The sequence below is a fragment of the Massilia sp. 9I genome, from assembly GCF_902506415.1.
GTDB lineage: Bacteria > Pseudomonadota > Gammaproteobacteria > Burkholderiales > Burkholderiaceae_D > Telluria.
Window position 1 is genome coordinate 678,758 of the sequence record NZ_LR733275.1, and the last position, 11,004, is coordinate 689,761.

Below are 11,004 nucleotides of genomic sequence, written 5' to 3' on the forward strand. Positions count from 1 at the left end.
GCTGCGTCAGTTCATCACGTTCAGTTCTTCGGTACGGCGCGGCGGGTAGGTCTCCCAGCGGCTGCAGCCCGGGCACTGCCAGTAGAACTGGCGCGCCTTGAAGCCGCAATGGCTGCACTGGTAGCGCGCCAGCTTCTGGGTGTAGCGCTGCACCAGGTTCTTCACCATCGACAGCTCTTCCCAGACGTGGGCCGGGGCGTCCATCAGGCGCGCTTCGAGCAATTTGTCCAGGCCCAGCAGGGTCGGGTTACGGCGCAGTTCCTCGATCACCAGCTGTTTGGCCGCTTCCACGCCGTCGAGTTCGATCACGGCCTTGAACACCACCTCGATCAGATCAATCGAGGAGGCTTCGGCCAGGTAGGAGCGCAGCAGGTTGACGCCTTCCTGGGGGCGGCCGACCTTGCGGTAGCCGTCCATCAGGCGCTGGGCCACCAGGGCCACGTGCGGCACGCTTTGGTGCTCGACGCGGCGCCAGGTCATGATGGCCGCTTCGGTATCGCCCTGGGCCAGCTGGGCGTCGCCGGACAGGATGGTGGCGCGCACGCTGGAGCGGTCGGCCTGCAGGGCCTTGTCCAGCAGCTGCATGGCGTCGCTCGGCTGCAGGTGCACCAGGGCGTCCTGCGCCAGCTCGCAGTAGAACTGCGCGATTTCCTTCTGGCGCGCGCCGGCGCCGGATTCCTGCAGGCCCACGGCGACGTCGATCGCGCGGCGCCATTCCTTTTCGCGCTGGTAGATCTCGAGCAGCGCGCGCCGTGCCTGCACCTCAAAAGGCGTGTCGACCAGCAGGTTGAAGGTCTCTTCGGCGCGGTCGAGCAGGCCGGCCTTCAGGTAGTCCATGCCGAGTTCGTACTGGGCGTGGGCCTTCTGTTCGCTGGGCAGGTCCGGGCGCGCCAGCAGGTTCTGGTGGACGCGGATGGCGCGCTCGGTCTCGCCGCGGCGGCGGAACAGGTTGCCAAGGGCGAAGTGCATGTCGGCCGATTCCGGGTCAAGCTTGACGATCTCGATGAAGGAGTCGATCGCCTTGTCCGGCTGGTCGTTGAGCAGGTAGTTCAGGCCCTTGAAATAGCCGCGCGGCAGGCTGCGCGATTCGGAGACCAGTTCACTGATGTCGACACGGGCGGCGATCCAGCCCAGGCCGAAGAAGAATGGGATGCCAAGCAGCATCCAGATTTCGAATTCCATGTGTTCTTGTTGTTTGAGGCTTACGTAAGCTTATTGGGCCAGTTTCGGCGCCGGATTCACGGCATCGGGCACAGGCTGGGCGTTGCCGGTACCGGCGGCGCTCTGCAGGGCCTGGATGGTGTTCTTGTGCTGCGAGGTCTGGCGCCGCTGGCGGAACACGGTCGGCGTCAAGGCCAGGATGCCGAGTGCGGCGCCGGCGATGAAGAAGGCCAGCAGCATCAGCACGAGGGGGCCGCGCAGTTCGTAGTTAAGGAAGAAATGCAGGTCGACTTCCTGCGTGTTCTTCAGGGCGAAGCCGAAGAACAGGACGAACAGGATGATTCCGACGATGGTCGAGACAAATTTCATCAGCAGTGCCCGGGGGTTGAGTGCACAAAGGCGCAGTGTCGCATATCCAACATGATATTTCAAAAGACGGTGCAAGGTGGAGCTAACGCTGCATTGGGGAATTGGAGGGAATAGTGCCAGTGGCACTATTCCCGCCTTCGCCGGGAGTCATGGGCGCCAGTGGCGCGTATGACGGTCTCCGAGTTATAGGTGAACTCAAACAACGTCGTTCCGGCGAAGGCCGGAACCTAATTTTGCATGCGCACCACGAATGCACGAAAAAAAACGGCATCCCGAAGGACGCCGTTTTTGTCTGCTCGCGGCAGACGACTTCAGTCTTCAATGATCGGTTGCCCGACCATGGCGTCCACCCGCTCGCGCAACTGCTTGCCCGGTTTGAAGTGAGGCACCCGTTTTTCGGGCACCATCACCTTGTCACCGGACTTCGGGTTGCGGCCGATGCGAGGTGGCCGGCTGTTCAGCGCGAAGCTGCCGAAACCGCGGATCTCGATGCGTTGCCCCGTTGCCAGGGCATTCGTCATCGCATCCAGGATGGTCTTGACAGCGAACTCGGCATCTTTCGCCACCAGCTGGGAATAACGCTCAGCCAGGCGGTTGATCAGCTCGGACTTGGTCATCTGGTCGCCTCAGAGGTCTTAGCCCTTGTTGTCGAACTTGGCTTTCAGCAGTGCGCCCAGGCTGGTGGTGCCCGAAGCTGCGCTGTTGTCCGAAGCCAGTTTGCTCATTGCTTCCTGAGTGTCGACATTGTCTTTCGCCTTGATCGACAGCTGGATGCTGCGAGCCTTGCGATCGATGTTGATGACCAGTGCTTCGACCTTGTCGCCCACTTTCAGGTGGGTGCCGGCGTCTTCCACGCGGTCACGCGAGATTTCCGAAGCGCGCAGGTAGCCTTCGACTTCTTCGTTCAGCGCGATGACGGCGCCTTTCGGCTCAACCGACTTCACGGTGCCGGTGACCAGGGTGCCCTTGTCGTTCAGCGAAGCGAAGTTGTTGAACGGGTCGCCTTCCAGCTGCTTGACGCCCAGCGAGACACGCTCGCGCTCGACGTCGATTGCCAGAACCACGGCTTCCAGCTCGTCGCCCTTCTTGAAGCGACGCACGGCTTCTTCGCCGGCTTCGGTCCAGGACAGGTCCGACAGGTGCACCAGGCCGTCGATGTTGCCCGGCAGGCCGATGAACACGCCGAAGTCGGTGATCGACTTGATCGAACCCTTGACCTTGTCGCCCTTCTTGTGGGTCATGCCGAAGTCGTCCCATGGGTTCGCCTTGCACTGCTTCATGCCCAGCGAGATACGGCGACGCTCTTCGTCGATTTCCAGGACCATGACTTCGACTTCGTCGCCCAGCTGGACAACCTTGTTCGGAGCCACGTTCTTGTTGGTCCAGTCCATTTCCGACACGTGGACCAGGCCTTCGATGCCCTGCTCGACTTCCACGAACGCGCCGTAGTCGGTCAGGTTGGTGACCTTGCCGAACAGACGGGTGCCTTGCGGGTAGCGACGCGACAGACCGGTCCAAGGATCGTCGCCCAGCTGCTTGACGCCCAGCGAGACGCGGTTCTTTTCCTGATCGTACTTGAGGACCTTAGCGGTGATCTCTTGGCCAACCGACAGGACTTCCGACGGGTGACGCACACGACGCCATGCCAGGTCGGTGATGTGCAGCAGGCCGTCGATGCCGCCCAGGTCAACGAACGCACCGTAGTCGGTGATGTTCTTGACGACGCCGGTAACCACGGTGCCTTCTTTCAGGGTTTCCATCAGCTTGGCGCGCTCTTCGCCCATCGATGCTTCGATGACGGCGCGACGCGACAGGACGACGTTGTTACGCTTGCGGTCCAGCTTGATGACCTTGAATTCCAGGGTCTTGCCTTCGAACGGGGTGGTGTCCTTGACCGGACGGGTGTCGACCAGCGAACCCGGCAGGAATGCGCGGATGCCGTTGGTCAGGACGGTCAGGCCGCCCTTGACTTTGCCGTTCACGGTGCCGGTGACGATCTCGCCCGACTCCATTGCTTTTTCCAGAGCCAGCCACGATGCCAGGCGCTTGGCCTTGTCGCGCGACAGGATGGTATCGCCGAAACCGTTTTCCAGCGATTCGATGGCCACGGAAACGAAGTCACCGATCTGGACTTCCAGTTCGCCCTGGTCATTCTTGAATTCTTCGACAGGAATGAAAGCTTCCGACTTCAGGCCGGCGTTGACGATCACGAAGTTGTGATCCAGACGCACGACTTCAGCCGAAATGACTTCGCCCGAACGCATGTCTTGACGCGACAGCGATTCCTCGAACAGGGCGGCAAAGCTTTCCATACCGGTATCTTTAGGGGTTGCAGTAGACATAAAAGAAATTACTCAGGTTAGCCCAGCAGGCCGGCGATATTGCGGACTGAACTGGGGTTAGGTTGAAACACACCTGCACCGACAGGATTGCCGTTGCAGGCACCAACAAGGACAACGTGCCTACGCGCGTCGTCCCGGCGAAGGCCGGGACCCAAGTTTGTTCGCGTGTTCGCGGCGATGACTCAAGCCAACTAGACGCAACGAAATTGGATTCCGGCCTGCGCCGGAATGACGGTTTTCAGGCTAACGACTCCAGAAAAACCGCCATTTCAAACTCATCCATGCGCATACCAGGCCAAGACCTGTTCGACCGCTTCCGCAGCCGTCATGTTCGAGGTATCCAGCAAATGCGCATCCTCCGCCGGGACCAGGGGAGCGATCGCGCGCTTGGTGTCGCGCTCGTCTCGTTCCTTCAAATCCTTCAGGAGATCGTCCATATTAGCAGAAAATCCTTTGTCAATCAATTGCTTATACCGGCGTTGCGCACGCGCCTCGACGCTTGCGGTCAAGAAAACTTTTAATTTCGCGCCGGGAAAGATCACGGTACCCATATCGCGCCCGTCGGCCACCAGGCCGGGGGTCTCGCGAAAGCCCAGCTGCAGGGCGTACAGGGCCTGGCGCACGCTCGGCAGCGCGGCGATTTTCGAGGCCATGTTGCCCACCTCTTCCGCACGGATCGCCGCGGTGACGTTCTCGTTGTTCAGGAAGATGTCACCGCCCACGAAGTGCGCCGGCAGGTGCTCGGCCAGCTTGGCGATGCCATGCTCGTCGCGCAGCTCGACGCCTCGGCGCAGTGCCTGTAGCGCGCTCAAGCGGTACAGCGCGCCCGAATCGAGCAGGTGGAAACCCAGGCGCTCGGCAACCTTGGCCGCGACCGTGCCCTTGCCCGAAGCGGTGGGACCATCGATGGCGATGACGGGAATGGGATTGTTCGGCATGTTCTTAGAAAAGTTCGTTCTTGGCGATGCCGGCGAAGGCTTCGAAATATTCGGGGAAGGTCTTGGCGACGCATTTCGGATCGTTGATGCGCATCGCGTTGCCGCGCCGCGCCTTGCCGTCCAGCGAGGCGAGCGAGAAGCACATCGCCATCCGGTGGTCGTCGTAGGTGTCGATGGTAGCCGGTTTCAACTGGTCGGGCGGCGTGATACGGATGTAGTCCGGGCCCTCCTCCACCTCTGCGCCGACTTTGCGCAATTCCGTCGCCATGGCGGCCAGGCGGTCGGTTTCCTTCACGCGCCAGCTGGCGATGTTGCGCAGGGTGCTGGGGCCGTCGGCGTACAGCGCGGCGACCGCAATCGTCATGGCCGCGTCCGGGATGTGGTTGAAGTCGGCGTCGATGGCCTTCAGCACGCCGTTCGAGCGCGCCTCGATCCAGTTGTCGCCGCGGGTGACGATGGCGCCCATGCGCTCCAGCGCATCGGCGAAGCGCACGTCGCCCTGGATGCTGTGCTCGCCCACGCCCTCGACCCGTACCGGCCCGCCGGCGATCGCGCCGGCCGCCAGGAAGTAGGACGCCGACGAGGCGTCGCCCTCGACGTGGATGCTGCCGGGCGAAGCGTAGCGCTGGCCCGGATGCACGGTGAACGAGGCCCAGCCGTTCTGCTCCACCGTCACGCCGAAGCGGCGCATCAGGTTCAGGGTGATCTCGATGTAGGGCTTGGAAATCAGCTCGCCGACCACGTCGATCGAGACGGCATGGGTGGTCGCCATCAAGGGAGCCGCCATCAGGAGCGCCGTCAGAAACTGGCTCGACACGTTGCCGCGCACTGCGATGCGGTTGGCGTGAATGTGTCCGCGGCGGATGCGCAGCGGCGGGAAGCCCTGCTCGCCCGTGTACTCGATTTGCGCGCCCACTTCGTTCAATGCGTCGACCAGGTCGCCGATCGGGCGCTCGTGCATGCGCGAGACGCCATGCAGCGTGTAGTCGCCGCCGATCACGGCCAGCGCCGCCGTCAGCGGACGGATCGCGGTGCCCGCATTGCCCATGAACAGGTCGGCCTCGTGGTTCGGCAGCACGCCGCCGTTGCCGTGCACGACCACAGTGCGCTCGTCGACTTCGTCCCACTGGATGCCCAGCGAGCGCAGCGCGCCCAGCATCACCATGGTGTCGTCCGAGGCCAGCAGGTCGTGGATGGTCGTGGTCCCTTCGGACAGCGCCGCCAGCAGCAGTGTGCGGTTCGAAATGCTCTTGGAGCCCGGCAGGCGCACGGCGCCCTCGACGTGGATCACGGGTTCGAGGTCGATGTGCTGGGGGTAGTGTTTAGACTGCGTCATTCTATGTCCTGATTCTGCGGGGGCGGCGGCGAGCCGGCTTCGATCGCCTCGATCCACGCCTGCCGTGCGCGCTGCGCGTTGGCGTAGACGGTTTCGAGGCCGCGTCCGTCGGCGGCAGCGAGGCTCGCCCGCAATGAAGTCAATTGTGCCAGATATGCATCGAGCTCGGTGAGCAAGGCATCGCGGTTGGCCAGGCTGATGTCGCGCCACATTTCGGGCGAGGAGCCGGCGATGCGCGTGAAGTCGCGAAAGCCGCTGGCGGCGTACTGGAACAGCATCTCGGCGTGCGGCTTGGCGGCGATGTCGTCCACCAGCGCATAGGCGAGCAGGTGCGGCAGGTGGCTGACGGCGGCGAACACGCGATCGTGATCTGCGGGGCTCAGGGTATGGATGAGCGAGCCGCAGGCGCGCCAGGCAACGGCCACCCGTTCCACACTCGCCGGATCGTTCTCCGGCAGCGGCGTCAGCACGGTCTTCTTTCCGCGGTAGAGCTCCGCGCGCGCCGCATCCGGCCCGTTCGACTCGCTGCCGGCGATGGGGTGGCCCGGCACGAACTGGCGTACACGTTCACCCAGCGCCGCCCGCGCCGCGGCCACCACGTCGCACTTGGTGCTGCCGGCGTCGGTGATGATGGTGTGCGGCTCCAGGTGCGGCAGCAGCGACGCCAGGATGGTCCCGGTCTGGCCCACCGGCGCCGCCAGCAGCACCAGGTCGGCGCCGCGCATCGCCTGTTCTGGCGTGTCACAGACCTCGTCGACGATGCCTAGTTCGAGCGCACGCGCCATCGCCCGCGGTTCGCGGCCCAGCCCTGCCACGGTCCTTGCCACGCCCGCCTGTTTGAGCGCCAGCGCGAAGGAACCGCCGATCAGGCCGACACCGACGATGACGAGGCGGTCAATCATTCAGCCTCGCACGCTCGCGCTTGTCAGCGCTCGCTTGAGCGCCGCGATGAAGGCCGCATTCTCTTCCGGCAGGCCGATCGAGATGCGCAGCCACTGGTGCAGGCCGTAGTTGCCGACCGGGCGCACGATCACGCCCTGCTTGAGCAGCGCCAGGTTGACGCGCGCGCCGGCCTGGTCATCATCGCCGACTTTCACCAGCACGAAGTTGCCGAACGAGGGCACATACTCCAGGCCCAGTTCGTCGAAGGCGGCGGTCAGCTGCTTGTAGCCTTCCGCGTTGTTCTGCGCGCCCTTCTCCAGGAAGGCCTTGTCGTTCAGCGCGGCGATCGCGGCGGCCTGCGCCAGCGAATTGACGTTGAAGGGCTGGCGGATGCGGTTCATCAGGTCGGTCACCGCCGGCTGGGCGATAGCGAAGCCTACGCGCAGGCCGGCCAGGCCGTAGGCCTTGGAGAAGGTGCGCGAGACGATCAGGTTCGGGTACTTGCGCACCCACTGGCTCGATTCGAACTGGTGTTCCGGCGCCAGGTATTCGTTGTAGGCCTCGTCCAGCACGACGACCACATTCGACGGCAGCTTCTGCAGGAAGGCCTCGATCTGCGCGGCCGGGAAGAAGGTGCCGGTCGGGTTGTTCGGGTTGGCGACGTAGACCAGGCGGGTGTCGCTCTGAATGGCGGCGGCCATGGCGTCGAGGTCGTGGCCGTAATCCTTGGCCGGGACCACGATGGCGCGGCCACCCACGCCCTGGGTAGCGAGCGCGTACACGGCGAACGAGTACTGCGAGTACACCACGGACTCACCCTTCTGCACGAAGGCGTGCGCGGCGATTTCCAGGATGTCGTTGCTGCCGTTGCCCAGCGTGATCCAGTCGGCCGGCACATCGTAGCGGTTAGATAACGCCGCCTTCAGCTCGAAGCCGTTGGCGTCCGGGTAGCGACCCAGGTCGGCGGCGGCCTGCGCCATCGCGGCGCGGCTCGATTCCGGCACGCCGAAGGGGTTTTCGTTGGACGCCAGCTTGACGATCTTGGCTTCGTCGAGGCCGAACTCGCGGGCGACTTCAGCGATGGGTTTGCCGGCCTGGTAAGGGGCGATGGCGCGGACGTAATCTGGACCGAATTGCGACATAAGTATTCTCGAATAAAAGTGGAAATCAGAGGCTCTGCGGATAGGAGCCCAGCACCTTGAAGAAGGCGGCGTTGTCCTTGAGCTCACCGAGGGCGCGGGCGACGGCGGGATCAACCACATGGCCTTCGATGTCGACGTAGAAGTAATACTCCCAGGTGCCGATACGCGCCGGGCGCGACTCGAAGCGGGTCATCGACACGCCGTGCTTGGCAAGCGGCGCCAGCAGGTTGTAGACCGCGCCCGCCTTGTTCGGCACGGCCAGCACGATCGAGGTGTGGTCACGGCCCGAGGGGCCGGTCTCCAGGCTGCCGATCACGGCGAAGCGGGTGCGGTTGTGCGGGTCGTCCTGGATGTGGGCCTGCACCACGCCGAGCTGGTACTGCTCGCCTGCCATCTCACTGGCAATCGCGGCAACGCTTGGGTCCTGGCTGGCCAGGATCGCCGCTTCCGCGTTGGACGCCACGGCGCGGCGCTCGATGCCCGGATGGTGCAGGTTGAGCCAGACCTGGCACTGGGCCAGCGCCTGCGAATGCGCGCACACGACGGTCACGCCATCCATGCTGCCGGTCTTGGTCATCAAACTGTGGTGGACCGGGATCGAGATCTCGCCGCTGATGACGGTGGTGGTGGCCAGCATCAGGTCGAGGGTGCGGTTGATCGCACCTTCGGACGAATTCTCGACCGGGACCACGCCGAAATCCGCGGTGCCGGCCTCGGTGGCGCGGAACACCTCGTCGATCGAGACGCAGGGCAGCGTCTCGATGGCGGTGCCGAACTGCTGGTACACGGCCTGCTCGCTGAAGGTGCCGGACGGGCCGAGATAGGCCACCGTGACACGCTTTTCCAGCGCGCGGCAGGAGGACATGATCTCGCGGAAGATGGTCTGGACGTCGCGGTCCTTGAGCGGACCAGGATTGCGTTCGGCCACGCCGCGCAGCACCTGGGCTTCGCGTTCGGGACGGAACACCGGGGCGTTGGTTTCGGCCTTCACGTGGCCGACTTCCTGGGCGATCTTGCCGCGACGGCTCAGGAGCTCGAGGATTTGCGCGTCGATCGCATCGATCTGCTCGCGCAGGGGAGTAAGTTTGTCTGTCATCGTTCGGTCGTATTATTTGCGGACGGACCGCCGCACGGGCGGTTGATCCGCCCGCATGCGGATCAGCGTCCCGCGAATTCGTTCAAATAATCGACGAGGGCCTGCACACCCTCGAGCGGCATCGCGTTGTAGATCGATGCCCGCATGCCGCCGACGGACTTGTGGCCCTTCAGTTGCAGCAGCCCGCGCTCTTTGGCGCCGGCCAGGAATTTGTCGTTCAGGGATTCGTCGCGCAGGAAGAACGGTACGTTCATGCGCGAGCGGAATTCGTGCGAGACGCGGTTCTGGTAGAAGTCGTCTGCATCGAGCGCCTCATACAGCAGGCGCGCTTTTTCAATATTACGCTGTTCCATCGCCGCCACGCCACCCTGCTTTTTCAGGTGGGCGAACACCAGCCCGGCGATGTAGATCGCGTAGGTCGGCGGGGTGTTGAACATCGATTCGTGCTCGGCCACGGTCTTCCAGTGGAAGGCCGAAGGGCAGATCGGCAGCGCGTCGTCCAGCAGCTTGTCGCGCACGATCACCAGGGTGAGGCCGGCCGGGCCGATGTTCTTCTGGGCGCCGGCGAAGATCACGCCGTACTTCGACACGTCGATTTGCCGCGACAGGATGTGCGAGGACATGTCGGCCACCACCGGCACCTTCGGATCGATCTCAGGCACGAAGTTGTACTCGACGCCGTCGATGGTCTCGTTGGTGCAGATGTGCAGGTAGGCGGCGCCCGGGCTCAGGTTCCATGAGGCTTGCGGCGGCACGCCGGTGAAGCCGGTGGCTTCGCTGCTGGCGGCCACGTTGACGTGGGCGTAGCGCTTGGCTTCCTTGATCGACTTGCCCGACCACGAACCCGTGTGGATGAAGTCGACCGTGGCCGGCTGGGCGCAGCAGCCGACCAGGTTCATCGGGATGATGGCGTTCATGCCCAGTCCCCCGCCCTGCATGAACAGGATCTTGTAATTCGGCGGGACCGCCAGCAGCTCGCGCAGGTCGGCTTCGGCCTGCTTGTAGATCGAGATGAATTCCGGACCGCGGTGGCTCATCTCCATGACCGACATGCCGCTGCCATGCCAGTCCAGCATTTCGCTGGCGGCCTGCTGCAGCACTTCTTTCGGGAGGACGGCCGGACCGGCCGAGAAATTGAAGATGGGCGTCGTCATGCGGTCCTTTCGCTTACTGTTTCTGAACTTCCTGCATCACATCCTGCATCAGCTTGCCGATGCGCGGATTCATGACGCGCTGGCCGATCGCCATGCTTTCGCCTGCCAGTTTCGGCATCAGGGTCATCATCTTGCGGCCGACCGGGCTCTGATAGAAAGCGGTCAGGGTCTTGATCTCGTCGACCGTGTAGTTGTTCGCATACAGGGGCACCATCTCGGCGATCATCTCGTCGATCAAGGCGGGGTCACTGAACACTTTGCCGACCGCCTGAGCCATGCCGGGCAGCTTGGCCTCGAACTTCTGGATGGCTTCCTTCTTCTGGGCTGCGTTGAGCGAGGCGTCGGCTTCGATCATGGCGCCGATCTGCTGGCGCATCATGCCCGGCAGCGACTTCTGCATTTCCGCGTACATGAGGACCATGCTCTTGCGGATTTCCATCGCATCGATCATCGCCTTCGCGGCGGCGGTGGTTTGTGGACTGGCGCTCGGGGCGGTCTGGGCAAAGGCCGGCGTCGCTGCGAATGCTGCGGCAGTTGCCAGGGACAGAACGAATTTTTTCATGATGCCGTCAAACAGGTGAAAA

General features: G+C 63.6%; 11 protein-coding genes. All 11 read right to left on the bottom strand.

Going from position 1 to position 11,004, the window contains the following annotated elements:
* Positions 1-6: 6 nt before the first annotated feature.
* The 11 genes from lapB to GV068_RS03110 all read right to left on the bottom strand — a co-directional run bounded on the left by lapB (position 7) and on the right by GV068_RS03110 (position 10,982).
* A complete protein-coding gene (gene lapB / locus GV068_RS03060) occupies positions 7-1,182 on the bottom strand; it encodes a lipopolysaccharide assembly protein LapB (protein WP_159695945.1) in 1,176 nt (391 codons plus the stop codon).
* A gap of 30 nt (positions 1,183-1,212) precedes the next feature.
* Positions 1,213-1,530: a lipopolysaccharide assembly LapA domain-containing protein gene (locus GV068_RS03065; protein ID WP_159695946.1), complete on the bottom strand. Its 318-nt coding sequence runs from the start codon at positions 1,528-1,530 to the stop codon at positions 1,213-1,215.
* A gap of 311 nt (positions 1,531-1,841) precedes the next feature.
* The gene (locus tag GV068_RS03070) at positions 1,842-2,147 is read right to left on the bottom strand and encodes an integration host factor subunit beta (RefSeq protein ID WP_027864826.1); all 306 of its coding nucleotides are present in this window, start codon (positions 2,145-2,147) and stop codon (positions 1,842-1,844) included.
* An 18-nt stretch (positions 2,148-2,165) separates the two neighbouring features.
* Positions 2,166-3,842, bottom strand: coding sequence for a 30S ribosomal protein S1 (gene rpsA, locus GV068_RS03075; protein WP_159695947.1), 1,677 nt, complete (start codon positions 3,840-3,842; stop codon positions 2,166-2,168).
* 305 nt (positions 3,843-4,147) lie between these two features.
* Positions 4,148-4,810, bottom strand: coding sequence for a (d)CMP kinase (gene cmk / locus GV068_RS03080; RefSeq protein ID WP_159695948.1), 663 nt, complete (start codon positions 4,808-4,810; stop codon positions 4,148-4,150).
* A gap of 4 nt (positions 4,811-4,814) precedes the next feature.
* Complete coding sequence (gene aroA, locus GV068_RS03085) at positions 4,815-6,146, bottom strand: 3-phosphoshikimate 1-carboxyvinyltransferase (protein WP_159695949.1); 1,332 nt, start codon at positions 6,144-6,146, stop codon at positions 4,815-4,817.
* Positions 6,143-7,048, bottom strand: a complete 906-nt coding sequence (locus GV068_RS03090) for a prephenate dehydrogenase/arogenate dehydrogenase family protein (protein WP_159695950.1) — start codon at positions 7,046-7,048, stop codon at positions 6,143-6,145. The genes aroA and GV068_RS03090 overlap by 4 nt, the downstream gene beginning before the upstream one ends.
* Positions 7,049-8,170 (bottom strand): histidinol-phosphate transaminase, encoded by a 1,122-nt coding sequence (gene hisC / locus GV068_RS03095; protein WP_159695951.1) that lies wholly within the window; start codon positions 8,168-8,170, stop codon positions 7,049-7,051.
* Positions 8,171-8,195: 25 nt separating this feature from the next.
* On the bottom strand, positions 8,196-9,266 hold the full coding sequence (pheA, locus tag GV068_RS03100) for a prephenate dehydratase (RefSeq protein WP_159695952.1): 1,071 nt from the start codon (positions 9,264-9,266) through the stop codon (positions 8,196-8,198).
* 62 nt (positions 9,267-9,328) lie between these two features.
* Positions 9,329-10,420: a 3-phosphoserine/phosphohydroxythreonine transaminase gene (gene serC / locus GV068_RS03105; RefSeq protein WP_159695953.1), complete on the bottom strand. Its 1,092-nt coding sequence runs from the start codon at positions 10,418-10,420 to the stop codon at positions 9,329-9,331.
* A gap of 13 nt (positions 10,421-10,433) precedes the next feature.
* Positions 10,434-10,982 carry a DUF2059 domain-containing protein gene (locus GV068_RS03110; protein WP_159695954.1) on the bottom strand — a complete coding sequence of 183 codons (549 nt, stop codon included), beginning with the start codon at positions 10,980-10,982 and terminating at the stop codon, positions 10,434-10,436.
* Positions 10,983-11,004 lie beyond the last annotated feature (22 nt).

What these genes read in the sequence shown, in the direction of transcription:
- GV068_RS03090 (WP_159695950.1), bottom strand. Translation starts at nt 7,048, where the DNA reads ATGATTGACCGCCTCGTCATCGTCGGTGTCGGCCTGATCGGCGGTTCC.
- GV068_RS03070 (WP_027864826.1), bottom strand. Translation starts at nt 2,147, where the DNA reads ATGACCAAGTCCGAGCTGATCAACCGCCTGGCTGAGCGTTATTCCCAG.
- GV068_RS03065 (WP_159695946.1), bottom strand. Translation starts at nt 1,530, where the DNA reads ATGAAATTTGTCTCGACCATCGTCGGAATCATCCTGTTCGTCCTGTTC.
- rpsA (WP_159695947.1), bottom strand. Translation starts at nt 3,842, where the DNA reads ATGGAAAGCTTTGCCGCCCTGTTCGAGGAATCGCTGTCGCGTCAAGAC.
- aroA (WP_159695949.1), bottom strand. Translation starts at nt 6,146, where the DNA reads ATGACGCAGTCTAAACACTACCCCCAGCACATCGACCTCGAACCCGTG.
- serC (WP_159695953.1), bottom strand. Translation starts at nt 10,420, where the DNA reads ATGACGACGCCCATCTTCAATTTCTCGGCCGGTCCGGCCGTCCTCCCG.
- hisC (WP_159695951.1), bottom strand. Translation starts at nt 8,170, where the DNA reads ATGTCGCAATTCGGTCCAGATTACGTCCGCGCCATCGCCCCTTACCAG.
- GV068_RS03110 (WP_159695954.1), bottom strand. Translation starts at nt 10,982, where the DNA reads ATGAAAAAATTCGTTCTGTCCCTGGCAACTGCCGCAGCATTCGCAGCG.
- cmk (WP_159695948.1), bottom strand. Translation starts at nt 4,810, where the DNA reads ATGCCGAACAATCCCATTCCCGTCATCGCCATCGATGGTCCCACCGCT.
- lapB (WP_159695945.1), bottom strand. Translation starts at nt 1,182, where the DNA reads ATGGAATTCGAAATCTGGATGCTGCTTGGCATCCCATTCTTCTTCGGC.
- pheA (WP_159695952.1), bottom strand. Translation starts at nt 9,266, where the DNA reads ATGACAGACAAACTTACTCCCCTGCGCGAGCAGATCGATGCGATCGAC.